Origin of the sequence: Burkholderia sp. Bp8984, assembly GCF_003853755.1 — a bacterium.
In the GTDB taxonomy this organism is placed as follows: domain Bacteria; phylum Pseudomonadota; class Gammaproteobacteria; order Burkholderiales; family Burkholderiaceae; genus Burkholderia.
In genome coordinates, this window is the sequence record NZ_QTQN01000045.1 from 25,409 (window position 1) to 51,515 (window position 26,107).

The 26,107-nt window shown below is 68.1% G+C and carries 20 protein-coding genes and 2 pseudogenes; 10 read left to right on the top strand and 12 right to left on the bottom strand.

All coding sequences use genetic code 11. The features are described from left to right. Window positions 1–144 precede the first annotated feature (144 nt). Window positions 145–1,722 carry an aldehyde dehydrogenase (NADP(+)) gene (locus tag DID98_RS31705; protein WP_124489349.1) on the bottom strand — a complete coding sequence of 526 codons (1,578 nt, stop codon included), beginning with the start codon at window positions 1,720–1,722 and terminating at the stop codon, window positions 145–147. Window positions 1,723–2,000: 278 nt separating this feature from the next. Here DID98_RS31705 and DID98_RS31710 point away from each other — a divergent pair. Both DID98_RS31710 and DID98_RS31715 read left to right on the top strand, forming a co-directional pair. Then, a pseudogene (locus DID98_RS31710) lies at window positions 2,001–2,214 on the top strand (MFS transporter); the annotation flags it as partial. 132 nt (window positions 2,215–2,346) lie between these two features. Beyond that, window positions 2,347–3,195, top strand: a complete 849-nt coding sequence (locus DID98_RS31715) for a helix-turn-helix domain-containing protein (RefSeq protein ID WP_124489348.1) — start codon at window positions 2,347–2,349, stop codon at window positions 3,193–3,195. A 6-nt stretch (window positions 3,196–3,201) separates the two neighbouring features. On the opposite strand, the pseudogene DID98_RS31720 reads toward DID98_RS31715, so the two are convergent. From DID98_RS31720 to DID98_RS31750, 7 genes and pseudogenes are all read right to left on the bottom strand, one after another. Then, window positions 3,202–3,501, bottom strand: a pseudogene (locus DID98_RS31720) (LysE family translocator); the annotation flags it as partial. Window positions 3,502–3,534: 33 nt separating this feature from the next. After that, window positions 3,535–4,746: an acyl-CoA dehydrogenase family protein gene (locus tag DID98_RS31725; protein ID WP_185500438.1), complete on the bottom strand. Its 1,212-nt coding sequence runs from the start codon at window positions 4,744–4,746 to the stop codon at window positions 3,535–3,537. Continuing rightward, a complete protein-coding gene (locus DID98_RS31730) occupies window positions 4,743–5,600 on the bottom strand; it encodes a hypothetical protein (protein WP_124489347.1) in 858 nt (285 codons plus the stop codon). Before DID98_RS31730 ends, DID98_RS31725 begins: the two co-directional genes overlap by 4 nt. Before the next feature lie 53 nt (window positions 5,601–5,653). Then, window positions 5,654–6,310 carry a methionine ABC transporter permease gene (locus tag DID98_RS31735; RefSeq protein ID WP_124489346.1) on the bottom strand — a complete coding sequence of 219 codons (657 nt, stop codon included), beginning with the start codon at window positions 6,308–6,310 and terminating at the stop codon, window positions 5,654–5,656. Further along, entirely contained in the window at window positions 6,303–7,511 is a 1,209-nt protein-coding gene (locus DID98_RS31740; RefSeq protein WP_124489345.1) for a methionine ABC transporter ATP-binding protein, read from the bottom strand. Before DID98_RS31740 ends, DID98_RS31735 begins: the two co-directional genes overlap by 8 nt. 18 nt (window positions 7,512–7,529) lie before the next feature. Next, complete coding sequence (locus DID98_RS31745; RefSeq protein WP_124489344.1) at window positions 7,530–8,948, bottom strand: LLM class flavin-dependent oxidoreductase; 1,419 nt, start codon at window positions 8,946–8,948, stop codon at window positions 7,530–7,532. A 10-nt stretch (window positions 8,949–8,958) separates the two neighbouring features. After that, window positions 8,959–9,789, bottom strand: a complete 831-nt coding sequence (locus tag DID98_RS31750; protein ID WP_124489343.1) for a MetQ/NlpA family ABC transporter substrate-binding protein — start codon at window positions 9,787–9,789, stop codon at window positions 8,959–8,961. Between the two features lie 434 nt (window positions 9,790–10,223). Here DID98_RS31750 and DID98_RS31755 point away from each other — a divergent pair, with 434 nt between their 5' ends. From DID98_RS31755 to DID98_RS31785, 6 genes are all read left to right on the top strand, one after another. Continuing rightward, a complete protein-coding gene (locus DID98_RS31755; RefSeq protein ID WP_124523783.1) occupies window positions 10,224–11,588 on the top strand; it encodes a 2-hydroxycarboxylate transporter family protein in 1,365 nt (454 codons plus the stop codon). A 146-nt stretch (window positions 11,589–11,734) separates the two neighbouring features. Next, window positions 11,735–13,621 (top strand): ATP-binding protein, encoded by a 1,887-nt coding sequence (locus DID98_RS31760; RefSeq protein WP_124489341.1) that lies wholly within the window; start codon window positions 11,735–11,737, stop codon window positions 13,619–13,621. Continuing rightward, on the top strand, window positions 13,611–14,972 hold the full coding sequence (locus DID98_RS31765) for a sigma-54 dependent transcriptional regulator (protein ID WP_124489340.1): 1,362 nt from the start codon (window positions 13,611–13,613) through the stop codon (window positions 14,970–14,972). The genes DID98_RS31760 and DID98_RS31765 overlap by 11 nt, the downstream gene beginning before the upstream one ends. Window positions 14,973–14,997: 25 nt before the next feature. Continuing rightward, a complete protein-coding gene (locus tag DID98_RS31770; protein ID WP_124489339.1) occupies window positions 14,998–15,333 on the top strand; it encodes a DUF3579 domain-containing protein in 336 nt (111 codons plus the stop codon). 272 nt (window positions 15,334–15,605) lie between these two features. Then, window positions 15,606–15,902: a hypothetical protein gene (locus tag DID98_RS31780; RefSeq protein ID WP_124489338.1), complete on the top strand. Its 297-nt coding sequence runs from the start codon at window positions 15,606–15,608 to the stop codon at window positions 15,900–15,902. Further along, a complete protein-coding gene (locus DID98_RS31785) occupies window positions 15,899–16,750 on the top strand; it encodes an alpha/beta fold hydrolase (protein ID WP_044845756.1) in 852 nt (283 codons plus the stop codon). The genes DID98_RS31780 and DID98_RS31785 overlap by 4 nt, the downstream gene beginning before the upstream one ends. Before the next feature lie 249 nt (window positions 16,751–16,999). Here DID98_RS31785 and opcM read toward each other — a convergent pair whose 3' ends face one another. From opcM to DID98_RS31805, 4 genes are read right to left on the bottom strand one after another with little or no spacing between them, the layout of a single operon-like run. Continuing rightward, entirely contained in the window at window positions 17,000–18,538 is a 1,539-nt protein-coding gene (gene opcM, locus DID98_RS31790; protein WP_124489337.1) for a multidrug efflux transporter outer membrane subunit OpcM, read from the bottom strand. Window positions 18,539–18,548: 10 nt separating this feature from the next. Then, the gene (gene ceoB / locus DID98_RS31795; protein WP_124489336.1) at window positions 18,549–21,749 is read right to left on the bottom strand and encodes a multidrug efflux RND transporter permease subunit CeoB; all 3,201 of its coding nucleotides are present in this window, start codon (window positions 21,747–21,749) and stop codon (window positions 18,549–18,551) included. A gap of 46 nt (window positions 21,750–21,795) precedes the next feature. Then, window positions 21,796–23,013: a multidrug efflux RND transporter periplasmic adaptor subunit CeoA gene (gene ceoA, locus DID98_RS31800; protein WP_044845762.1), complete on the bottom strand. Its 1,218-nt coding sequence runs from the start codon at window positions 23,011–23,013 to the stop codon at window positions 21,796–21,798. Between the two features lie 32 nt (window positions 23,014–23,045). Beyond that, a complete protein-coding gene (locus DID98_RS31805) occupies window positions 23,046–23,906 on the bottom strand; it encodes an alpha/beta hydrolase (RefSeq protein WP_044845763.1) in 861 nt (286 codons plus the stop codon). A gap of 173 nt (window positions 23,907–24,079) precedes the next feature. Between DID98_RS31805 and ceoR the strand changes: the two genes are divergently transcribed. Both ceoR and DID98_RS31815 read left to right on the top strand, forming a co-directional pair. After that, window positions 24,080–25,084: a putative multidrug efflux transcriptional regulator CeoR gene (ceoR, locus tag DID98_RS31810; RefSeq protein WP_044845764.1), complete on the top strand. Its 1,005-nt coding sequence runs from the start codon at window positions 24,080–24,082 to the stop codon at window positions 25,082–25,084. A 418-nt stretch (window positions 25,085–25,502) separates the two neighbouring features. Then, a complete protein-coding gene (locus DID98_RS31815) occupies window positions 25,503–25,799 on the top strand; it encodes a DUF4148 domain-containing protein (RefSeq protein WP_044845765.1) in 297 nt (98 codons plus the stop codon). The last annotated feature ends 308 nt before the right edge of the window (window positions 25,800–26,107 follow it).

Consider the following 26,107-nt stretch of genomic DNA (forward strand, 5'->3'; position numbering starts at 1 on the left):
TCGATGCCCCCCGCTCTCTAATCGAGCAAAACCGGCCCTCCATCAAAAAGGCGGCGGGGTACCCGTGGGCACCGTGCGCCGCCTTGTTTCAACCTTGCCGGAACGCGCCCCTCCCGGGACGCGGCCTTCAGTCGTCCTGTGCCGTCACTCCGCCTTCCCGTCCCGCAGCCGCGGAATGTCGAGCGGATTGCTTTCCTGCAGCCCTTCGGGCAGCAGGTCGTCCGGGAAGTCCTGGTAGCACACGGGCCGCAGGAAACGGTCGATCGCGGTCGCGCCGACCGACGTGACGGCCGGGTTCGACGTCGCCGGGAACGGCCCGCCGTGCACCATCGCATCGCACACCTCGACGCCGGTCGGGTAGCCGTTGACGAGCAGGCGCCCGGCCTTGCGTTCGAAGATCGGCAGCAGGCGGCGCGCGAGCGGCTTGTCGTCAGTGTCCAGTTGCAGCGTGGCCGTCAGCTGGCCCTCGAGTGCGTCGAGCACGCGCGCGACTTCGTCGAGATCGCGGCAGCGCACGATCAGCGACGCCGGCCCGAACACCTCGTGGCCGAACGCCGGTTCGGCCAGGAACGCCTGCGCGGCGACTTCGTACAGCGCGCCGCCTGCCTGGCATTCGGTCTGCGCCGCCTCGCCCGCGCCGATTTCGCGCACGCCCGGCAGTTCGGCCAGCTTGCCGCGGCCGCTGCGATACGCGTCGGCGATGCCGCGCGTCAGCATCACGCCGGCCGGCTTCTTCGCGAGCGCCTGTGCGGCGACGGACTCGAAGCGATCGAGATCGGGGCCGTCGACCGCCAGCACGAGACCCGGGTTCGTGCAGAACTGGCCGGTGCCGAGCGTCAGCGAATCGACGAAGCCGGTCGCGATCGCGTCGCCGCGCGCGGCCAGCGCGGCCGGAAACAGCACGACCGGGTTGATGCTGCTCATTTCCGCATAGACGGGAATCGGTTGCGGGCGCGCGTTCGCGAGCTGCACGAGCGCCATGCCGCCCTGCCGCGACCCGGTGAAGCCGACGGCCTGGATCGCCGGATGGCTGACGAGCGCCGCGCCGATCACGCGGCCGGGGCCGATCAGCAGCGAGAACACGCCGGCCGGCATCCCGCATTTCGCCACCGCCGCGCGGATCGCGCGGCCGACCAGCTCGGACGTGCCGAGGTGCGCCTCATGGGCCTTCACGATCACCGGGCAGCCGGCCGCGAGTGCCGACGCGGTATCGCCGCCGGCCACCGAGAACGCGAGCGGGAAGTTGCTCGCGCCGAACACGGCGACGGGCCCGAGCCCGACCTTCTGCAACCGCAGGTCCGAGCGCGGCAGCGGCGTGCGCGCGGGCTGCGCGGGATCGATCGACGCGGCGAGGAAGCGCCCGTCGCGCACGACGCGCGCGAACAGCCGGAGCTGGCCGACGGTGCGGCCGCGCTCGCCCTGCAGCCGCGCGACGGGCAGGCCCGTTTCGGCGTGCGCGCGTTCGACCAGCGCGTCGCCGAGTGCGACGATTTCGTCGGCGATCGCCTCGAGAAACGCCGCGCGGGCCGCGAGCGGCTGCGTGCGATACGCGTCGAAGGCGTCGCGCGCGAGTTCGCACGCGCGCTCGACATCGGCCTGCGTCGCGACGCCGAAGGCCGGCGCATCGATCGGCGCGCCCTTCGTCGGGTCGAACGCGCGCAGGGTACCGGCCGAGCCGGCCACCGCGTCGGCGCCGATCAGCATCTCTCCAGTCAGTTGCATGGGTGTGCTCCGTGGTTCGGGAATGGTTCGCTCATTGTAGCCCAACAGATATGATGTCTGCTGACGACATGGCGATATCCCCGTCGCGCCACAGTTACTCGACCGCAGGCCACAAACCCTTATCCATTCGGCACAAGCAGGAAATTCTTGCCTCTCCTTCGGCCGTCCGAAGGGAAAACCCGAGGTGTGCGCACGCCCTCGTTGCAGGTAAGTTTTGGCTCATGTCATACGACGACATATATTAAGCATTCAGTCGGCGCACCTCTAGAGATCTTCCGATCAAACTCGCCGGCAGCGCGCGTGCCGCACCGCCGTGCGCTACTGGATCCGGGCGCCGCTGTCCGTCGTCACGACGCTCAACGATGCGGACCGCACGACGCCGTCGGTCACCGGCATGCCGATCCGCAAGGCGTTCGGCATGATCCGGTGACGACGGGCCGGATCTTCCCGGCGCTCAGCCGGGCGTACGTGCTCGCGCAACTGCCGAGCGGCCGGTTCCCCGATTCGTCGATCGAGTTGCCCATCGGGCGCAGGCAGCGGGCAGCATCGGCGCTGCACACCGATCCGGAATGCTTACCTCGCAGGTAATGCCCGGCGCGCGCGGGATTGCCTATCATCTTCGTCATGAACTCGACCGCCACCCTCCAATCGCTGCCCCCGTCCGCCGGCCGCGCGTCCGGCATCGGCTCGCTGCTGCGCACCTGGCGTCAACGCCGCCGCCTGAGCCAGATGGCGCTCGCGCTGGAGGCCGAGGTGTCCGCGCGGCACCTGAGCTTCGTCGAATCGGGGCGCGCGCAGCCGAGCCGGGAGATGGTGCTGCATCTCGCCGAGCGCCTCGACGTGCCGCTGCGCGAGCGCAATGCGCTGCTCGTCGCGGCCGGCTATGCGCCGCTGTTTCGCGAGCGGCCGTTCTCCGATCCGCAGCTCGATGCGGCGCGCCAGGCGGTCGAAGCTGTGCTGCGCGGCCACGAGCCCTACCCGGCGCTCGCCGTGGATCGCCACTGGACGCTGCTCGCCGCGAACCGGATGCTCGGCGCGCTGGTCGCGCAGGCCGATCCGGCGCTCCTGCGGCCGCCCGTCAACGTGTTGCGGCTGAGCCTGCATCCCGACGGCCTCGCGCCGCGGATCGTCAACTGGCACGAGTGGCGCGCGCATATCCTGCACCGGCTGCAACGGCAGATCGACGCGAGCGGCGACCGCACGCTGCATGCGCTGCGCGACGAACTCGCGAACTATCCGGCACCGGCCGGCCAGCCCGCCGACACGCAGGCACGCGCCGACTACGCGGACATCGCGGTGCCGCTGCGGCTACGCACGGCAGCCGGCGAACTGACGTTCTTCAGCACGACGACGGTGTTCGGCACGCCGGTCGACGTCACGCTGTCGGAACTCGCGATCGAGGCGTTTTTCCCGGCGAATCCGGAGACGGCGGACGCGATGCGCGCGCTGGCGGACGCGTTGCCGGCGCAGTGAGCATCGTCAACGACGCTCGAACGCCAGCTTCACGCCCAACCCGAGCAGGACCGCGCCGCTCGCCCGGTGCATGCGGGTCAGGATGCGCGGATTGCGCCGGATCGACGTCGACAGCAGGCCGGCGAACAGCGCGACCGGCCCCTTGACGAGAAACGTCAGGCCGGCAAACGTCGTGCCGAGCACGAACAGCGACAGCATCGGATGCGCGGCGCCCGCGGGGACGAACTGCGGCAGGCACGCGAGATAGAACAGCGCGACCTTCGGATTCGACACGTTGGACAGCGCGCCTTGCGCGAAGCGCATCAAGCAGACGGTGCGTCTGCCGATCCAGGCAGGACGCTACGTATAAAGCGACGCCAGCGGCAGTTCCCCCGTCAGCGCGAACCGGCCGACGTCGCGCAGCCGATAGTCGAGCGGATCGTGCAGCGTATGCGTGCGCGCGTTGCGCCAGAAGCGGTCGAGGCCGAGCGACGCAGCCGTTGCACGTGCGCCGCACGTGTCGAACAGCGCCTCGCCGTTCTCGAGCGCCGCGCGCTGCGCGACGATCTTCGCATCCGACACCGCGAGTGCCACCTCGGCCCGTTCGTCGGCCGTCAGCGCGTCATGCCGCGACCATGCGCGCTGCAACGCGACGGCCGCGCGGTCGGCGAGCGCCGCCGCCGCGACCGCCTGCACGCGCATGTCGCCGAAGCGCTGCAGCGTATAGGGATCGTCGCTCGCCTGCGCGACACCCGCGTTGATCCACGGCCGGCCGTGCTTCAGCACGTAGTCGCGCGCCTCGGCCAGCGCGCCTTCCGCGAGCCCGACGAACAGATTCGTCAGCACGAGCTGCGACACCAGCGTGCGCAGCGTCGCGCGTGGCGTCGGCGGTGTCTCGGAGCGGTGCAGCACCTCGTCCGGCGCGAGCGTCACACCGTCGAAGCGCACGCTGCCGCTGTCGGTCTGGCGCTGGCCGATCGGATCCCAGTCCTCGTTGACCGTGATCCCGTCACGATCGGTCGGCACCACGCCGAACACGGCGCGGCCCGTTTCCGGATCGTGCGCGGACACGGTCATCCGCTGCGAGCCGCGCGTGCCCGAACAGAAGCCCTTCACGCCGTCGAGCCGGTAGCCGCCGTCCGGCGTGGCGGTCGCCGCGAGCCGCGTGTCGAGCGGATTGACCGCATTGCCCCACCACCAGCGATGCTCGACCGTGCCGCGCAGATAGCGTTCGCGCTGCGCCGCGCTGCCCCACACGTCGACGCTCACCACCTGCAGGATCTGGAACCCGACCAGATGCGCGAGCGCGCTGTCGACGCGCGCGATCCGCCGGATCGTGTCGTAGATCGCCGGCCACTCGGCTTCCTGTCCGCCGAATTCGCGCGGCACCGCGAGCGTCAGCAGGCCCGCGTCGGCGAGCCGCTGCTTCTCATCGGCCGCGTGACCGCCCGCGCGGTCGCGCTCGGCAGCCGTCGCACGCAGCGCGTCGATCGCACGCGCCAGCGCATCGGCGTCGAGCGCGCATGCGTCGGTTTCCGGCGCCAGCGTCGCCGGGCCGCGGGGATCGTTCATGCGACGGCTTCCTGTGCAACGGTTTCGTGCGCAACGATTCCGCCCGACAACGGCACCAAGGCGCCGAGCCGGCGGCCGGTCAGCCGCGACAGGATCTCGCGCCGCCAGTCGTCGTAGATCGCGCGGTATTCGGCGATATCCGCACCGAACACGTGCGCGGTTTGCGCGTATTCGTCATGCAGATAACCGTCGAGCCGCGCCTGGGTTTCCTCGTCGGCCGCGATCACGCGGTCGACCAGCGCGTCGCGCTCGGCGGGCGGCAGCGCGTTCAACGTGTCGAACCACCACTGGACGATCTGCACGCGATGCCACTCCTCGTCCGGACGGATCCGGTTCTCGCCGTGCTCGCGCATCGCGCCGTCGGCGATGCGGCCGGTCTTGCGCTGGATCCACAGCTTCGCGAGGATGTGCAACTCGTAATGCCATTCGAACGCGAGAAAGCCCGCAACGTCGCGTACCGCGATGTCGCCGATGCGTTCCCAGTGCGCGGCGACGAGCCGCTCGACCTCCGGCAGCGGATCGCGGCCCGTCAGTTCGGTCACGCGCTCGCGCCCGATCACCGCGTGCGCGCCGTCGTCGCCGAGCTGGCGCGACAGGATCAGCTGGAAATGCGGGTCATCGCGAAACAGCGTGTCGATCGCCTTCGCGACGACCTGCACGATGAACAGGTCGTGCGACGCCATCTTCGTGTAGTAGTCGGCGACGGCGGCGAGCTCGTCCGCGCCGTGCGGCTCGCGCGGCGGCGTCGCCAGTTTGTCAGGGAAGCCGGGGCGATGGCGTCGTGCGACGTCCAGAAACAGGGCTTCCTCGAATTGTCCGTTCCATTCGCGCGGCGCGCCGATGGGCAAGGTCATGGGTATCGTTCTCTCAGGGTCTCAATGAAAAGAGCCGGCGCTCGTGGCGCCGCTCAGGTACGCCGGGTCACGCGTCGGACCAGGCGGTCGCCCGTGATTTGCACGGCCGAAACGAGTGCGATCAGGATCACGATCACGGTCACCATGACGGTGGTGTCGAAACGCTGATAGCCATAACGGATCGCGAGATCGCCGAGCCCGCCCGCGCCGACTGCGCCCGCCATCGCGGTCGAGCCGATCAGCGCGACGACGGTGATCGTGAAACCGCCGAGCATGCCGGGCAACGCCTCCGGCAACAGCACGTGCCACACGATGTGGCGGCGTTTCGCGCCCATCGCGAGCGCGGCCTCGATCAGCCCGCAATCGACTTCGCGCAGGCTCACTTCCGCAATCCGCGCGAAGAATGGAATCGCCGCGATCGACAGCGGCACGACGGCCGCCCACACGCCGATCGTCGTGCCGATCAGCACGCGCGTGAACGGCAGGAGCGCGACGAGCAGGATGATGAACGGTGTCGAGCGGAACACGTTGACGAGCGCGCCGAGCACCGCGTTCAGGCCACGCCGCGCGTAAATGCCGCCGGGCGCGGTCGTCACCAGGATCACCGCGAGCGGGATGCCGATCAGCGCGGCGATCGCGGCCGACGCGGCGACCATCGACAGCGTGTCGCGGATCGCGTCGAGCAGTTCGGGCCACCAGAGTTCAAACATAGCCGAGCACCTCCGCATGATTCGCGTGGCGGCGCGCGCGCTCGAGCAACGCGGCGACCGCGCCGCCGCGTGCCGGCGGGTGGCCGGCGTCGTCCGCGCGCGGCGACGCCGCGATCACGAGGCGCCCCTGCGCATGCCCCTGAATGCGCTCGATCCCGCCGTGCAGGAAGCGCACCGAGCCGCCGAGCGCCGCCGCGAGCGCGCCGACGTCCGGCTCGCCGCTGCTTTCGCCCGTATAACGGACGTCCAGCACGACTTGCGCGCCGTCGGGCAGCGCGGCCAGCTCGGGCAACGGCTGCACGCGCGCGGCGAGTTCGGCCGGCAGGTCGTGCACGAGCGTGCTGAGCAGGGCACGCGTCGCGCCGTGGCGCGGATCGCCGAACACGCGCCACACCGGGCCCGTTTCGACGACCTCGCCCTGTTCGATCACCGCGACCGTGTCGCACACCGCGCGGATCACTTCCATCTCGTGCGTGATCAGCACGATCGTCAGTCCGAGGCGGCGGTTGATGTCGGCGAGCAGCGCGAGGATCGATTGCGTCGTCTCGGGGTCGAGCGCCGACGTGGCCTCGTCGCACAGCAGCACTTCCGGGTCGTGCACCAGCGCCCGCGCGATGCCGACGCGCTGCTTCTGGCCGCCCGACAGGCTCGCCGGATACGCGTCGCGTTTCGCGGCCAGCCCGACGAGATCGAGCAGCGCCTCGGCCTTGCGCGTGCGCTCGGCCTTCGGCACGCCGGCGATCTTCAGCGGCAGCGCGACGTTCTCGAACACCGTCTTCGCCGACAGCAGGTTGAAATGCTGGAACACCATGCCGGTGCGACGCCGCAGCGCGACGAGCCCGTCCTCGTCGAGCGTGCCGACGTCGACGCCCTGCACGCGCACGCTGCCCGAACTCGGACGTTCGAGGCCGTTCACGAGCCGCAGCAGCGTCGACTTGCCGGCACCGCTGCGGCCGATGATGCCGAACACCTCGCCGCGCCGCACGTCGAGCGTCACGTCGCGCAGCGCGGCGGCCTGGCCGCGCGGCGTCGCGAACACCTTGCCGACGTGTGCGAACGACACGGCGGCGGCGCCGTCGGCCCGCGCGGCCGCTGCGTTACGCGAATCATGCGCGTCATGCACCTCATGCACGTCCGCACCCGCACCGGCGCGCACGGCCGATGCCTCGATGAAACCCAGCGTGTCGAACAATTGCGTCATCGCTTCGCTCCGTCACGTTCATGCATGCGCGGGATGCCCGGGTTCGGGCGCCGGCACGGCGGCCGGCCGGTGCTGCGCGCCCGTGTGCCACGCGGGCAGCCGCGCGCCGGCGCCGAACAGCTTCTCGCGCAGCGTCGGCGCGGGATCGTAGTCTTCCTTGTAGATGCCGCGGTTCTGCAGCTCGGGCACGACCCAGTCGACGAAATCCTCGAACGACTCGGGCATCACGGTGCGCGTCAGGTTGAAACCGTCGATGCCCGTTTCGTCGATCCACGACTGCAGTTCGTCCGCGACTTGCGACGGCGAGCCGACGATCGGCGCATAGCGGCCGCCGAGCGACATCTGTTCGAGCATCCGGCGCACGGTCCACGTGCCGGTCGTGCTCTTGCGCGAGATCGCGTCGACGGCCGACTGGATCGAGTCGGTCTTCACGTACGAAATCGGCTCGTCGAGGCCGTACTTCGCGAAATCGATGCCGGTCGAGCTCGCGAAATGCGCGAGGCCGGCTTCCGGGCTCGCATAGCGCCGGTATTCGTCGAACTTCTCGCGCGCGAGCCGCTCGGTTTCGGCGGTCACGACGCTCACGCCCGCGAAAATCTTGATCGATGCGGGATCGCGCCCCTGCCGCGCGGCGGCTGCGCGAATATCCAGCGCCGCCGCGCGCGCCGCGGCCTTGCTCTGCCCGTTCACGAACACGCACTCCGCATGCCGCCCCGCGAACTCGACGCCGCGCGCGGACGAGCCGGCCTGGTACAGCACCGGCGTGCGCTGCAGCGACGGCTCGCTCAGGTGGATCGCGTCGACCGAATAGAACGGCCCGTCGTGCTTCACGCGCCGCACCTTGCCAGGCTGCGCGAACACGCGCGCCTGCGTGTCGCGGATCACCGCGTCGTCGTCCCAGCTCTGTTCCCACAGCTTGTAGACGACGTCCATGTAGTCGTCCGCGCGTTCGTAGCGGTCGTCGTGGCCGATCTGCTGTGCGAGGCCCATCCCGCGCGCGGCGCTGTCGAGATAGCCGGTCACGATGTTCCAGCCGATGCGCCCCTTCGTCAGGTGATCGAGCGTCGACATGCGGCGCGCGAACAGGTAAGGCGGCTCGTAGGTCAGGTTCGCGGTCACGCCGAAGCCGAGATGTTGCGTGACCTGCGCCATCGCGGGCACGAGCAGCAGCGGATCGTTGACGGGCACCTGCACCGATTCGCGCAGCGCGGCGTCCGGGCCGCCGCCGAACACGTCGTACACGCCGACGATGTCCGCGAGAAAGATCCCGTCGAACTTGCCGCGTTCGAGCGTCCTCGCGAGATCGGCCCAGTAGTCCAGATCGGTGTAGTGCGCGGAGCGGTCGCGCGGATGCGTCCACAACCCGTGGTTGATGTGCCCGACGCAGTTCATGTTGAACGCGTTGAGCAGGATCTTCTTGCGGTTCGCCGTCGTCATGTCGCCTCCGTCACCACGCGATCGCGTACAGCGAGCCGAACGCGTTGTCGAGCGCACGGCGCACCGCCGGCGAATGCTGGTAGATCGCGATGAACTTGCGGATGCGCGCGTCGTTCACGCTCTCGGGCCGCACGACCCACTGGATCGCGAAGTTCTTGTTCTCGGTGCCGTCGAACAGCAGCGCGCTGTTCGGGTCGGTCGTGCCGGCGAGCTTGATGAAGCTCGGATAGCCCTGCGCGAGGTCGACGTCATCGAGCGAGCGCGCGAGCTGCGACGCTTCGAGCGGGATGATCTTCAGGTGTTTCGGGTTGGACACGATGTCGTGCGTCGTCGCGCGGTAGTCGGCGCCCGGCTTCAGCGTGATGAGGCCCGCGCGCTGCAGCAGCAGCAGCCCGCGCCCGCCGTTCACCGGGTCGTTCGCGATCGCGACACGCGCGCCGTCCTTCAGCTCGTCGAAGCGCTTCACCTTCTTCGAGTAGAGGCCGATCTTCATGATCGTGCCCGGCGCGATCGACACGAAGTTGTAACCGCCCTGCTTCTTCGCGTTCTCGAGAAACGGGATGTGCTGGAAGTAGTTGACGTCGATGTCCTTGTTCGCGAGCGCCGCGTTCGGCGTGTTCCAGTCGGTGAACTCGACGATCTTCACGTCGAGGCCCTGCTCCTTCGCCTCCTTCGCGGCAATCTTCAGCGCGTCGATCTGCGGGCTCGTCGAGATGCCGACCTTCAGCGGCGCGGTGTCGGCACGGGCGCCGTTCAGCATCAGGACGCCGAGCAGCGCGGCTGCCAGCAGGCGGGCCACGCGGCCGGAGGAAAAGCGGGCGGAAAAAACGGCATGCAGCATGGGAACCACTCTCCTGTCCAAAGACGGTATCGACGGATGAGCGGCGCCGCGGCGAACGCGCGGGCGTTCTCCGGACAGTCGTCGTCACATCGGAAAAAGATCAGCCGATGATAGAGAGCGGCAGGAAGGCGGTCTACGAAGCGATTGTGCGAAGAAAATCGCGTGCGGCGATATGGCGCCACGGCGCGCGTCCGATGCGCGGGCGGCCGCCCCGCCGGCCATCGGGCCGAAATCTCGGCCTGCCCGCCGGGCGAATTCCGAAATCTCGGCCAGCCGGGTGTTGCCATCCTTTCCCCAGACGAAACAAAATCCTTATAAATCAATGCCCTAAAAATATTCCGGCAGGCCGGAATGCTTGGCACGGGGGTTGCATTAAGAGACGCCACACGATGCCGCGTAGCAATGCGGGCATTCCAAACATCAGGAGACACGTCTTGCAGACCTCAATCCCCACCCAATCCCGTCCGGAGGCACTTGCCGAAGCCGGTCCCGCCACGCGCACACGCTTCTGGCCGGAAGGCTGGTGGAAGCTGATGGAAATCCGCATCGGCATCATCCCTCTGCCGGTCTACGTGATCCTGTTCGGGCTGATCGTCGGCTTCGCGGTGACGGGCAAGGTGCCCGGCGAGATCTCGATGGCGATCGCCGTGCTCGCGTTCTTCGGCTTCACCTGCGCGGAACTCGGCAAGCGCCTGCCGCTCTTGCGCAACATCGGCGCGGCCGCGATCTTCGCGACCTTCGTGCCGTCGGCGCTCACCTACTACCACGTGCTGCCGAAGCCGGTGCTGAACCTCACCGTCGAGTTCACGAAGTCGACCAACTTCCTGTACCTGTTCATCGCGTCGATCATCGTCGGCAGCATCCTGAGCATGGACCGGCGCGTGCTGATCCAGGGCTTCGTGAAGATCTTCATTCCGCTCGCCGCCGGTTCGGTCGCGGCCGCGATCGTCGGCACGGCGGTCGGCACCGCGCTCGGCCTCGGCGCGCGCCACACGCTGCTGTACATCGTCGTGCCGATCATGGCGGGCGGCGTCGGCGAAGGTGCGATTCCGCTGTCGATCGGCTATTCGGAACTGATGCACCTGCCGCAGGGCGAGATGTTCGCGATGGTGCTGCCGCCGGTGATGCTCGGCAGCCTGACCGCGATCATCCTGTCGGGCGCGCTCGACATGCTCGGCAAGCGCCTGCCGCACCTGACCGGCAACGGTCGCCTGCAGGTCGGCGAAAGCGGCGACATGACGCCGGAAAGCGAGGAGATCCGCGGCCACGTCGACGTCACGCACATCGCGGGCGCCGGCATCACGGCGATCACGCTGTACCTCGTCGGCCTGATGGCGCACAAGCTGTTCGGCCTGCCCGCGCCGGTCGCGATGCTGTTCCTCGCGGTGCTGGTGAAGCTCGCGCGCGCGGTGTCGCCGCCGCTGCAGGAAGGCGCGTTCGTCGTCTACAAGTTCTTCTCGACCGCCGTCACGTACCCGCTGCTGTTCGCGATCGGCGTCGCGATGACGCCGTGGGACAAGCTGACCGCCGCCTTCACGATCGTCAACGTCGTCACGATCGTGTCGACCGTCGCGACGCTGATGGGCACCGGTTTCGTGGTCGGCCGCCTGCTGAAGATGTACCCTATCGACACCGCAATCGTGAACGCCTGCCACAGCGGGCAAGGCGGCACCGGCGACGTCGCGATCCTGACCGCCGCGAACCGGATGCAGCTGATGCCGTTCGCGCAGATCGCCACGCGCATCGGCGGCGCGATCGTCGTCACCGTGACGCTGATCCTGGTCGCGCATTTCGGATGACGCGCCGCTGCGCGCACTGTCGCGCAGGCTGCTTCGCACGCGCCGCCGCCGGCTTTGCCGGCGCGCGGCGCGCGTCGTTGTGGCGGGGCGTTTGGGACGGCCGGAGTTGCGGACGGCCGGTCTCGGACGGCCGGTTGCGGGCATCGATGAGGGCGAACGTGCAGAAGAGCTTCAAGGGAATCCCGTGGTGGGGCTGGGCGTCGGCCGCCGTGCTGTATGTCGGCGTGGCGGGCGCGGCGGTCGATTTCGCGTGGGAACGCGCGATCGACGCGCTCGAGGAAACCGGCGCGCACCGGCTCGACCTGTATGCGTCGAGCCTCAAGAGCGAACTCGGCCGCTTCGAGATCCTGCCCGGCCTGGTCGCCCGGCAAGACGGCGTGCGCGCGCTGCTGCGGGCCGCGCCGCAAGACCGGCCCGCGCTCGCGCACACGGTGGACACGTATCTCGAAGCCGTGAACCGCGACGCGGGCAGCGGCGCCGTCGACGTGATCGACCTGCGGGGCGAAGTGATCGCCGCCAGCAACTGGAACGAGACGATCAGCTTCGTCGGCACCAACGTGTCGTACCGGCCGTACTTCAAGGATGCCCTGGCGCACGGCAGCGGCCGCTTCTTCGGGATCGGCACCAACACCGGCGTGCCGGGCGTCTACTTCGCGAGCGCGGTGCGCGACGGTGGCGTGCCGATCGGCGCGGCGGCCGTGAAGATCAGCGTCGACCCGCTCGAATCCGCGTGGCGCGCGCCGGGCGTCGCCGCGATGGTGGTCGACGGCAACGGCGTGATCGTGATCTCGACCGAGCCGGCGTGGAAGTTCACCGCGCTGCGCCCGATCACCGCGCAGCAGCAGCGCGACATCCAGGCGTCGCGGCAATACGCGGGCCGCACGGTCGACATGCTGCCCTACCGCCACCTCGGCGACCGCAGCGCCGCCGCATGGTTCGGCACGTTCCCCGATCCGCGTCACGCCGGCCGCAGCACGCGCTATCTCGTGATGTCGCGGCCCGCGCCGCAGGCCGGTGATTCGCTGATGGTGCTGCTCGACATCGCCGGCGCGCGGCGCCAGCAGCAGACCGCGTTCGCGTTCGTCACCGGCGCGCTCCTGATCGCCGCGCTGCTGGCCGGCTACGCGATCCAGCGGCGCCGGGCGATCGTCGCGCGGCTGAACGCGCAAGATGCGCTGCGCCGCGCGAACGACCGGCTCGAGCTGACCGTCGCGCAACGCACGGCCGCGCTGACGGCGGCGAACGAGCGGATGCAGCGCGAGATCGTCGAGCGCGAGCGCACCGAGCAGCGGCTGCGCGATTCACAACAGGAAGTCGTGCACGCGGGCAAGCTCGCGGTGCTCGGGCAGATGGCCGCGGGCCTCACGCACGAGCTGAACCAGCCGCTCGTCGCGATCCGCACGCTGTGCGACAACGCGCGTACGTTCTTCGAGCGCGGCCAGCCGGCGCCGGCGTATGCGAATCTCGAACGGATCGGCAAGCTCGTCGACAGCATGGCCGTGCTCACCGGCGAGCTGAAGACCTTCGCGCGCAAACCCGACGTCGAGCGCGTCGCGGTGTCGCTGAACGAGGCCGTCGCGCATGCGCGCCTCATCTACGATGCGCGGATCCGCGACGAAGGCGTGCAGCTCGACGTGAACATCGCGCCCGGCACGACGGTGTCCGCGGAATCGAGCCAGTTGCAGCAGGTGATCGTGAACCTGCTCGGCAACGCGCTCGACGCGGTGCACGACGCGCCGGTGCGGCGCATCGTGATCGAAGCCGCCGGGCCGGACGACGCCGGCCGCGTGCGCTTCTCGGTGGCCGACAGCGGCGCGGGCATCGCGCCCGACGTGCTGCCGCACCTGTTCGAGCCGTTCGTCACGACCAAGCCGCGCGGCCAGGGCCTCGGGCTCGGCCTCGCGATCACGTCGCGCATCGTCGAGGCGTTCGGCGCGAAGATCGCCGCGACGAACCGCGACGAAGGCGGCGCGCAGTTCAGTATCGAATTCGCGGCGGCGACGCCGCAACAGAGGATAGAGCATGGAAGATGAGATTCGCGTGCTGGTCGTCGAGGACGATGAAAACGTCCGGATCGGCGTCGAGCAGGCCGTCGCGCTCGCCGGGTTCCCGGTCGACGCATTCGCTTCGGCCGCCGACGCGCTCGCGCACGTCGCGCCGGGCGCCCCCGTCGTGATCGTGTCGGACGTGCGGATGCCCGGCATCGATGGGCTGCAGCTGCTCGACCGCGTGATGGCTCTCGATGCGCAGATTCCGGTCGTGCTGATCAGCGGCCACGCGGACATTTCGACGGCCGTCGGCGCGATGCAGGTCGGCGCATACGACTTCATCGAGAAGCCGTTTTCGTCGGACGTGATCGCGGGGCGCGTCGCGCGCGCGGTCGAGAAGCGCCGCCTGACGCTCGAGGTGCAGGGGCTGCGCGCGGCGCTGAACAACTGGCAGGGCATCGAGGCGTTCGTGCTCGGCAAGTCGCCCGCGATGGCCGACGTGCGCAAGAAGATCCTGCGGCTCGCCGATACGTCGGTGTCGGTGCTGATCACCGGCGAGACGGGCACCGGCAAGGAACTGATCGCACGCAGCCTGCACGACTTCGGCGGCCGGCGCGATGCCCATTTCGTCGCGCTGAATTGCGGCGGCCTGCCCGAGCAGGTGTTCGAGAGCGAGCTGTTCGGCCATGAGGCCGGCGCATTCACCGGCGCGATCAAGAAGCGCATCGGCAAGATCGAATGGGCGCACGGCGGCACGCTGTTCCTCGACGAGATCGAGACGATGCCGATTCCGCTGCAGATCAAGATGTTGCGCGTGCTGCAGGAGCGCGTGGTCGAGCGGCTCGGCGCGAACGAGCTGATTCCGGTCGACTGCCGCGTGGTGGCCGCATCGAAGGCCGATCTCGCCGAACTCGCGGCCGACGGGCGCTTCCGCGCGGACTTGCTGTATCGGCTCAACGTCGCGCAGATCGAGCTGCCGCCGCTGCGCGAGCGGCGCGAGGACGTGCCGCTGCTGTTCGAGCATTTCGTGCTCGCTGCCGCACGGCGCTTCGGGCAGCCGGCGCCGGTCGTCACGGCTGCGCAGGTGTCCGAACTGATGACGCATGCATGGCCCGGCAACGTGCGCGAATTGCAGAACGTGGCCGATCGCTTCGTGCTCGGGTTGACCGGCGACAGCCTGCTGTCGTCCGGCGGCGCGCCGGCGGCCGGCGGCACGCTTGCCGAGCAGATGGCGTATTTCGAGCGGATGCTGATCGAAGACATGCTGCGGCGTCACAACGGCAACGTGGCGGACGCGAGCGTCGCGCTCGGCATGCCGAAGAAGACGCTTTATCACAAGCTGCGCAACCTGCGGATTCCCGCGCGCGGCGACGCGGCGGCCGACGGCGGCGAATGACGCGAACGAGGATACGCAGAACAGCATGGATCGCATCGAAGTCACCGAACACGGCCGCATCGACGGCCACCTGATCCGCGGCGTCACGCGCGCGCAGAAAACCTTCCGACCGAGCGACTGGCCCGAGCGCCTCGCGGGTGTCATCACGCTGTTCGTCGGCGAGCGGCGGCCCGGCTATCCGTGCGCACTGTCGCGGCTCGCGATGCCGGTCGTCGACGGCAACGTCAAATGCCTGTTCGTGTCGGACGAATTGCGCGACGTATGCGCCGACGCGTTCGACTTCGCGATGCAGTTCGCCGCCGACAACGACCTTCCGGTCGAGCTTCAGACCGCACCCGCGCTGGCGGTGCGGAGCGCCTGAGCAAAAAGCGCGGTCACGCGATCGGCGCGCCCCTCATTGAACGTCTTGAGGCTCGCGACATATGTTTGGCCGTTTTCATGGCCGAGAATGAGGCCCCGCTACGATCGGGCGCCGCAGTCTCCTGGATCAGGCGCCACGCATTCGCTTTCTCGAACAACGCCCGGAAAGCATCAAGCGCCACGCGCGCCAGCATCGGGTTCGGCAGGGGTTTCGTATCGCACTCGCTTGGCCAAGTGAAATCACTTGGCCATGTTAAATAACATGGCCAAGTCATGACCATCGCCGGCGCGCCGCAAGCGTTGCTCGATTCGGCACCGCTTTCACTCGTCATTGTCGATGCCCGGCTCATTGTTCATGGCACCGGCCGAGACCTTCGCACATTCGGGGACGGAACATTAACGTACCCGATCCGTTACTCGACTCGTTCGCTGTCTCTCAGCCGGACAAGGGTTTTCAGCCGAGCCATCAATAAAATTGATCGTCACGATGAAAATTATGCGTTTTCCTTGCAGCTTGCCGTGAGGCATAGTTGCGACGTGATGACGCACCCATTGAGTTTTCAGTCATGAACATGCGAATCGAGCCTTCGGTGCTCGCGAACCCCGACCTGCAATTTGCGACGCTTTCGTCAGGCATCAGCCTGCCGTATGTCGAGCGGGGCAGCGGCGCGCCGATGGTGTTCGTGCACGGATCGTTGTGCGACTACCGTTACTGGGATCCGCAACTCGCGTCGCTGTCGGCCCACTACCGCTGCATCGCGCCGAGCCTGAGCCATTACTGGCCGGCCGTCGAGGCGGGCATCCAGGACGAGTTCAGCTGGCAGAACCACGTCGACGAGCTCGCCGAATTCATCGACGCGCTCGATCTCGGCCCCGTGCATCTCGTCGGCCACTCGCGTGGCGGCAGCGTCGCGTTCAACGTCGCGCGCCAGCATCCGCAGCTCGTCGACACGCTGACGCTCGCCGATCCGGGCGGCCCGCTGCAACAGCCGGGCGTGCGCGAAGCCGCGCTGCCGGCCGCCGCGATCGCGCTGCGCACGCAGGCCGTGAATCTGATCGGGCAAGGCGAAGTGGAAGCCGGCCTCGAGATGTTCGTCGACTCGGTGAGCCTGCCGGGCGCGTGGAAGAAGAGCACGTCGCGCTTTCGCACGATGGCGATCGACAACGCGAGCACGCTGCCGAAGCAGCTGCAGGATCCGCTGCCCGCGTATTCGCAGCACACGGCATCGGATATCGCGTGCCGCACGCTGCTGATCGACGGCCAGCGCAGCCCGAAGATGTTCCGCAACAACGTCGACACGCTTTCGCAGTGGATCGGCGATGCGCAACGGCAGACCGTCGCCGGTGCGTCGCACGGGATGAACGCGGCGAGCCCCGCCGTGTTCAACCGCTACGTGCACGAGTTCGTCGCGGCATAAGTTCACGGGCGGCGTTCGTGTCGCCCGACTTTCCTGCTTCAACCGGTTCAAAGACGGTGCGGGTCCGGGCTGCATCGCTTCTCGTTGGCAGGCGCCGGTCGACTTGACCGTTAGTTGCAACACTCGCCCCCCACACACCACAATCACCAAGCAAAAACCCCGGTCACGCAGGCTTGCGCCCACGTACCGGGGTTCGATTCGTCGACGACCGGGCGGGCGGTGCATCGTATCGCCCGTCGTCGCGCACGCTCAACGCGCGGCCACCGCCTCCTTGACGGACGACGCCGCATCGCCGACCGCCGTCGGCGCCGCGCCCCATCCGCCGCCCAGCGCACGGATCAGGTTCACGGTCGACACGGCCTGCGCCCCGGTCAGCTGGTTCGCCTGCAATTGCGACTGCAGCACCGACCGTTCGCTGTCGATCACGTCGAGATAGGCCACTTCGCCTTCCTGATACTGCGTCCGCGACAGCGTCGCCGCACGGCGCGACGCATTGACGGCCGCATCCTGCGCGCGAATCTGGTCGTCGAGCAGACGCAGGTCGGCGAGATTGTCCTCGACCTCGCGGAACGCGACGAGCACCTGCTGCCGGTAGTTCGCGACCTGCTCGTCGTACTGCGCGCGCGCCTGCTGCACGCCGGCCGCCCGCCGCCCGCCGTCGAACAGCGGCAGCGTCAGCGCGGTGCCGGCGAACGGCCCGAGCAGGAACGTGCGGCTCGACCACATGAACAGGTTGCCGAGCGTCGACGCCTCATAGCCGAATGCACCCGTGATATCCAGCTTCGGGAAGTACGCCGACTTCGCGAGACCGATCCGCGCGTTCGCGGCCGCCATCGCGCGCTCGGCCGCCGACACGTCCGGGCGGCGTTCGAGCAATGCCGACGGCAGACCCGGCGGGACCTTCACCGCGACCGGCACGATCGGCGTTTCCTTGAACGCGAAGTCCGCGGGCGCCTTGCCGAGCAGGATCGCGAGCGCATGCTCGGACGCCGCGCGCCGGCGCGCGACGCCGACCGCATCGGCCTGCGCGGTTGCCAGCTCGTTCTTCGCGCGCGACACGTCGAGCTCGCTGATGTCGCCTTCGTTGAAGCGGCGCTGTACGAGCTTCAGCGCCTGATCACGCAGTTCGACCGTGCGGCGGTACAGGTCCTGGTCCGAGTCGAGCTGGCGCAGTTCGAAGTAGTTCTGCGCGACGTCCGCCTGCAGCGCGAGCTGCACCGAGCGGAACAGCGCCTCGCTCTGCGCCTGGTCGGCACGCGACGCCTCGACGTTGCGGCTCACGCGGCCGAACAGGTCGGCCTCGTACGACACCGTGCCCTGCGCGCGCCACAGCGTCGCGGTGGTCGGGCCCGTGCCCTGCGGCTGGAACTGCGACGCCGACGACAGCCCTTCGCGCGTCGGCCCGAACCCGGCGCCGACCTGCGGAAACCACTGCGAGCGCGCGGTGCGGGTCGCCGCACGCGCTTCCTCGACGCGCGCCGCCGCGGCCTTCAGGTTCTGGTTCGCGGCGAGCGCCTGCGACTCGAGCGAGTCGAGCACCGGATCGCCGAACACCTTCCACCATTCGCCGCGATGCTCGCCGTCCGCCGGTTCGGCGGTCTTCCACGTGCCGGCCTGTTCGCCGGCCGCGAGCGTCGGCGCTTCCTTGAACGCCGCGGGCGTCGACACGTCCGGGCGCTTGTAGTCGGGCCCCACCGCGCACGCGGCGAGCAGCGTCGCGAGCAGGGTGCTCGCGGCCGCCACCTTCGCGAAGCGCATCAGGCCATTCGTGTTGTGCATGTTGTCCATCTTGTTGTCCTCAAGCATCCGTAGCCGGCGCACCGGAAGGCGACACGCCATAACCGGCCGAGTCCTTGCCCGCGACGTGGATCTTGCCGCCCGCCAGCGTGCGCAGCACGACGTAGAACACCGGCGTCAGCATCAGCCCGAACAGCGTCACGCCGAGCATCCCGAAGAACACCGCGACACCCATCGCATGGCGCATTTCCGAACCCGCCCCCGTCGACGTGACGAGCGGCACGACACCCATGATGAAGGCGATCGATGTCATCAATATCGGGCGCAGCCGCAGCCGGCTCGCCTCGATCGCGGCCTCGAACGGCGTCCTGCCGTCATGCTCCAGTTCGCGTGCGAATTCGACGATCAGGATCGCGTTCTTCGCGGACAGCCCCACCAGCACCATCAAGCCGATCTGCGTGAAGATGTTGTTGTCGCCCTGCGTGAGCCACACACCCGTCAGCGCCGACAGAATGCTCATCGGCACGATCAGGATCACCGCGAGCGGCAGCGTCAGGCTTTCATACAGCGCGGCGAGCACGAGGAACACGAGCAGCACGCTGATCGGGAACACGTACATCGCCGAATCGCCTGCCAGGATCTGCTGGTACGTGAGGTCGGTCCATTCGAACCGCACGCCGCGCGGCAGCGTTTCATGCGCGATACGCTCGATCGCCGCCTGTGCCTGACCCGACGAGAAGCCCGGCGCCGGGCCGCCGTTGATGTCGGCTGCGGTGTAGCCGTTGTAGCGCACGACCATTTCCGGGCCGAACGTCGGCGTCACCGTGACGAGCGACGACAGCGGCACCATTTCGCCACGGTCGTTGCGCGTCTTCAGCTGCAGGATGTCGTCCGCGCGCTGACGGAACGGTGCATCGGCCTGCACGCGCACCTGGTACACGCGTCCGAAGCGGTTGAAGTCGTTCACGTACAGCGAGCCGAGATACACCTGCATCGTGTTGAACACGTCGGTGACCGGCACGCCGAGCTGCTTCGCCTTCACGCGGTCGAGATCGACATTCAGCTGCGGCACGTTGATCTGGTAGCTCGTAAACAACGGGCCCAGCTCAGGCGCCTGCTGCGCGCGCTTGATGAAGTCGTTGGTCGCATCCGACAGCTTCGCGTAGCCGACCGCGCCGCGATCCTCGATCTGCATCTTGAACCCGCCGAGCGTGCCGAGGCCGAGCACCGGCGGCGGCGGGAACACCGCGACGAACGAATCCTTGATCGCACCGTACTGCTGGTTCAGCGCACCGGCGATCGCACCGGCCGACAGCGCCTTGCCGTGCCGCTCCGAGAACGGCTTGAGCGTGACGAACACGATGCCCGCGCTCGAGCTGTTGGTGAAGCCGTTCACCGACAGCCCCGGGAACGCGACCGCGCTCTCGACGCCCGGCTGCTTCAGCGCGATCGAACCCATGTCGCGGATCACCTTCTCGGTGCGGTCGAGCGACGCGCCGTTCGGCAGCTGCGCGAACGCGATCAGGTATTCCTTGTCCTGCGCGGGCACGAAGCCGCCCGGCACGACCTTCGACACGAGCACGGTCGCACCCACCAGCACGAGGTACACGCCGAGCATCAGGGTCTTGCGCGACAGCACGCCGCGCACGCCGCGGCCGTAGTTCTCCGCGCCGCGATGGAACACCTTGTTGAAGCCGCGGAAGAAGCCGCCGAGCACGCGGTTCATCACGCGCGTGAGCCAGTCTTCCTTGTCGCCGTGGCCCTTCAGCAGGATCGCGGACAGCGCCGGCGACAGCGTCAGCGAGTTGAACGCCGAGATCACCGTCGAGATCGCGATCGTCATCGCGAACTGCTTGTAGAACTGGCCGGTCAGGCCCGACATGAACGCGAGCGGCACGAACACGGCGACGAGCGTCAGCGCGATCGCGATGATCGGCCCGCTCACTTCCTGCATCGCCTTGTAGGTCGCCGCCCGCGCGTTCATCCCGCTCTCGATGTTGCGCTCGACGTTCTCGACCACCACGATCGCATCGTCGACCACGATCCCGATCGCGAGCACCATCCCGAACAGCGACAGCGCGTTGATCGAATACCCGAACGCCAGCAGCAGCGAGAACGTGCCGATGATCGACACCGGCACCGCGATCAGCGGAATCAGCGACGCGCGCCAGGTCTGCAGGAACACGATCACGACGATCACGACCAGCGCGATCGCTTCGAGCAGCGTGTGCACCACGGCCTTGATCGACGAGCGCACGAACTGCGTCGGGTCATAGACGATCTTGTAGTCGACGCCGGCCGGCATGTCCTGCTTCAGCTCGGCCATCGTCTTGCGCACTTCGTCGGAGATCTGCAGCGAGTTCGCGCCCGGCGACTGGTTGATCGCCATCGCGACGGCCGGCTTGTTGTCGAGCAGCGAGCGCAGCCCGTACTCGGACGCGTCCAGCTCGATGCGCGCGATGTCGCGCAGATGCGTGACGCCGCCGTCCGGCGTCGTCTTCACGACGATGTCGCCGAACTCGTCTTCCGTCTGCAGACGGCCACGCGCGTTCACCGACAGTTGCAGCGGCGTGCCGGGCAGCGACGGCGACGCGCCGATCACGCCGGCCGCGACCTGCACGTTCTGCTCGCGGATGGCCTGCACGACGTCCTCGGCCGACAGTCCGCGCTGCGCGACCTTCTGCGGATCGAGCCACACGCGCATCGCGTAGTCGCCCGAACCCCACAGCTGCACCTGGCCGACGCCCTGGATCCGCGACAGGCGATCCTTCACGTTGATCAGCGCGTAGTTGCGCAGGTAGGTCATGTCGTAGCGGTTGTCCGGCGAGATCAGGTGGACCACCATCGTCAGCGTCGGCGAGCTCTTCACCGTGGTGATGCCGAGCCGCTGCACGTCTTCCGGCAGGCGCGGCAACGCCTGGTTCACGCGGTTCTGCACGAGCTGCGTGGCCTTGTCCGGATCGGTGCCGAGCTTGAACGTGACGGTGATCGTCATGTTGCCGTCGCTGTTCGCCTGCGACTGCATGTAGAGCATGTCCTCGACGCCGTTGATCTGCTCTTCCAGCGGCGACGCGACCGTCTCGGCGATCACTTTCGGGTTCGCGCCCGGATACTGCGCCTTCACGATCACGGACGGCGGCACGACTTCCGGATACTCCGAAATCGGCAGCAGGAACATCGCGATCACCCCGCCGAGCAGGACGATCACCGATAGGACTCCTGCAAAGATCGGCCGGTCGATAAAGAATTTGGAAATGTTCATGGGTTGCTCTGTCTGGTTGAACGCGGAAATCGAAGCGGCGGGCCGCTTACGATTCCGCCTTCGCCGGTGCGGCCGGCTTCGCGTTGTCCGCGAGCGGCGCGGACGGCGCATCGCCGCCCGTCATCGGGACCATGTGCGGCTTCACCTGCTCGCCCGGCCGCACGCGCTGCGTGCCGTTCACGATCACGCGATCGCCGGCGGCGAGGCCACTCACGATCACGCGCCGGTTGCCGTGCTGCATGCCCTGCTGCACTTCGCGATACGACACGCGGCCCTGCTGGTCGACGACGAACACGAACTTCTTGTCCTGGTCGGTGTTGATCGCCGCATCGTCGACGAGCAGCGCCTCGTGCGGTGCGCTGCCGCCCACCTTCACGCGCGCGTAGAGCCCGGGGACGAGCGTGCCGTCCGCGTTGTCGAAGCGCGCGCGCACGCGGATCGTGCCGGACGACGTGTCGAGCCGGTTGTCGACCGAGTCGATCTCGCCGCTGCGCGAGTAGCCGGTTTCATTCGCGAGGCCGAGCTCGACCGGCACCTTGCGGCCGTTGCGCGCGCCGTTGATGTATTGCAGGTAGGTCTGCTCGTCCGCGTCGAACGACGCGTAGATCGGCGACACCGACACCAGCGTCGTCAGCGGCGCGGCGGACGCGCCGGCCGACACGACGTTGCCGAGCGTGATTTCCGCGCGCGACACTCGGCCCGACACGGGTGCGGTGATGCGCGTATAGCCGAGGTTGATGCGCGCCGTTTCCAGCGCGGCTTCGGCGGCCTTCAGGTTCGCCGTCGCTTCGCGCGCCGCGTTCTGCTTCTCGTCGTAGTCGCGCTTCGCGATCGCGTTGTCGCCGATCAAGCGCTGCGCGCGCTGCCAGTCGCTTTGCGCATAGCCGTTGCGGGCCTGCGCGGCGGCGAGCTGCGCGGCCGCGCGGTCGGTTTCCGCCTGGTACGGGCGCGGATCGATCACGAACAGCACGTCGCCCTTCTTCACGAGCGCGCCGTCCTTGAAGTTCACCGCGACGATCGTGCCCGACACCTGCGGGCGCACGTCGACTTTCTCGACCGCCTCGAGGCGGCCCGAATAGCCTTGCCAGTCGGTGACGGTCTGCGGCACGACGGTCGCGACGTCGACTTCGGGCAGCGGCGCTGCCGCCTTTTCGGGCGCGTTCGCGTTCACGCGCATCGCGCCGAACGTGCCGAGGCCGACGACGGCGAGCGTCGCGATCGCCGCGGTCGCGATTCGGGAGCGGGAGGTGCGTAGGATGGCCATGTGGATCTCCAATAAGCGTGGATTGGTTCTGGTTATTCGGAACGGTTCGGCTGGCGCGCCTGGAAGCGGCACTGGAAGAAGCGCACGGCCTCCTCGAGCGCGGCCTCGTGCGTCGCGAGCGCCGCGTGCGTGACGTCCGGGTAGCGGATCACCTGCGTGAGCACGCCCGATGAAATCAGGCAGCCCGCATATTTCTCCGCTTCGACGTGCAGCACGTCGTTCTGCGCGGTGACGACGAGCGTCGGCGGCAGGCCCGCGAGGCGCACCGATTCGAGCGGCGCCGCATACGGGTGCATGCGCTGCGCCGCCTGCGGCAAATAGGCGCGATAACAGGCCGCGCATTCGCGCGCGGTGATGTCCGACGCAAGGCGTTCGGCGTCGCCGATGCGCGTCATGCTCGGGTCGAGCATCGGCCCGAACAGGGCCTGCGCGGCAATCGACACTTCGCCGCGATCGCGCGCGATGAACGCGAGACAGTTCGCGAGCTGGCCGCCCGCATCGTGCCCCGCGACGCCGATCTTCTTCGGATTGCCGCCGAACGCGCGGGCGCGCGTCGCGGCCCACACGGCCGCGCGATACGCATCCTCCGGCGCGGCCGGAAAAGGAAAGGCCGGCGCGAGCGAATAATCGACCGACACTACGAGAGCCGGTAAGCGTTCTGCTAAAAAGCGCGCGGCGAAATCGGCGTCATCCAGCGTGCCGCGCACGAAACCGCCGCCGTGGAAGTAAAGCACTACCGGCAATCCGGTCTTGTCCGCGCGCCGATAGAGGCGCAGCACGATGTCCTGCGCGTAGCCGGGGATTTCCACCTCCGCGACCGTCAGTGCCGCGCCGGCTCTGGCTTCGGCGGGCAACGCGGCTTTCAGGAATTTGCTGAATTCAGAAGCGTCCATGACGATGCAGCATCCATTTCGAGATGGAACGAATTCTGGGTCCGGCAGACATCCGGATAAATGCCTATAATCCGGCAACACAATTCAACGCCCCCGAACAATCCAGGCTGCGCTTACCCATGAGGTAGCGCAGCCTTGTCGTTCGGGCGGCAAATTAGATTGCGGAGGTTGTGATGGACCGGCTTCAGGCCATGCAGGTGTTTACTCGCGTCGTCGATACAAGCAGCTTCACCAAGGCAGCAGAGTCGCTCAGCCTGCCGCGGGCGTCCGTCACGACGATCATCCAGAATCTCGAAGCCTTCCTCGGCGTGCGGCTGATGCACCGGACCACGCGCCGGCTGTCGCTCACGCCGGACGGGGCCGCGTACTACGAACGCTGCGTGCGGATCCTCGCCGATGTCGAGGAAACCGAAGCAAGCTTCCAGAACAACAACCGCAAGCCGCACGGAAAGTTGCGTATCGACATGCCGGGCTCGATCGGGCGGCTGCTGGTGATTCCGTCGCTGTGCGAATTCCACACGCGCTATCCGGACATCGACCTGCAGCTCGGCCTGTCCGACCGGCCGGTCGACCTGCTGCAGGAAGGCGTCGACTGCGTGATCCGCGTCGGTGCGCTGCAGGATTCGTCGCTGGTTGCGCGCCGGGTCGGATTGTTCGAGTGCGTGTCGGTCGCTGCGCCCGCGTATCTCGAGAAGTTCGGCGAGCCGCGGACGATCGAGGATCTGAACGACCACAAGGCCGTCAACTACTTCTCGAGCCGCACGGGCCGCACGATCGACTGGACGTTCCTGACCGACGGCAAGGAAGTCGAGGTCAAGATGAACGCGATCGTGTCGGTCAACGATGCCGATGCGTACGTGACGTGCGGGCTCGAAGGCTTCGGCCTGATCCAGCCGCCGCTGTTCATGGTGCTGCCGCACCTGCGCGACGGCCGGCTCAAGGAAGTGCTGCCCGGCCTCAAGCCGCTGCCGATGCCGATCTCGGTCGTGTATCCGCACAGCCGGCACCTGTCGCCGAAGGTACGCGTGTTCGTCGACTGGATCGCCGAAGTGTTCGACCGCTGCCCGCTGCTGAGCGGCAAGGGCAGCCTCGACGCGACGTGCAGCAAGCGCACGTTCGAGGAAGCCGAGCGCGCACCGGCGCTCGACACGCCGGTCATCAACGAGTGGGTCGCGTAATCGTCTGAACCGCGGCGCGCGGGCTGTGCGGCCCGCGCGCCGTCCTGCCTTCGCGCCGCCACGGCGTCACGTTCGTGCCGCCTTCCCCGCCCCGCACAGCGCCTTTCCTGAATCCGCATCACACCTTTGCGCCGTGCGCGGCAATCGGCCGCGTGCGTGACGACGCGCGTCGCGCTAAATCGCCGGGAGCCCCGCTGCAGGCGGCTGTGCGCGATTTTCGAGTAACCCTGCCGACAGTACGGATCGCGATTGTTCCACCATCACGACAATTCAATTCGCGTCAGCCGCATTTATCGCGCCGGAACGTCCCCCTAGAGTAAACCCTGTCGCGCACCTCGTTGCGCATCGAACAGATCCCGCTTGACGGGACCGGAGCAAGCGCCGACGCGCCAACTCCGACCAACACAGGAGTTACGTCATGAACCGCCGCCATCTTCTCTCCGCCGTCGCCCTCGCACTCGCCGTGTCCGCACCGGCCTTCGCCGATACGACCACCCCGCACGCAGGCGACTACGCGAACACGTCGTGGTACACGCAGCACAACAACGGCCCGCGCACGCGCGCCGAAGTCAGCGCGGAAGTCGAGCAGGCCCGCCGCGACGGCACGCTGGCCTGGCTGCGCAAGGCGAATTCGTATCCGCAAGGGCTCGAACTCGCGCAAGGCCCGTATCGCCCGACACCGGAAGGCAATCAGCTCGCCGGCGCAGGCCGTTGAGCATCGGTCAACGCGCAACGCCGCGCAGCGGATGATCCGCGGCGCGGCATCGAGACACCGCCATCGAACACCCGATTAGTCAGTTAGTTGCAGGAGCCTGTGATGAACGATCAACTTCCTTCGCCGCTCGATCATTGGGACGACACGACGCCCGTCTGGACGCCGTTCCGTTCCGCGCCGCACGCGCATTGAACTTCGCGTCGATCTCTCGCTGAAGACGCTGGCCGTCAACGGCGCGGCACGCCGTCGCGCCATTCGCCCCAGTGCGTGACGATGTCCTGAACGAGCGGATTGCCCGCGCGGTACAG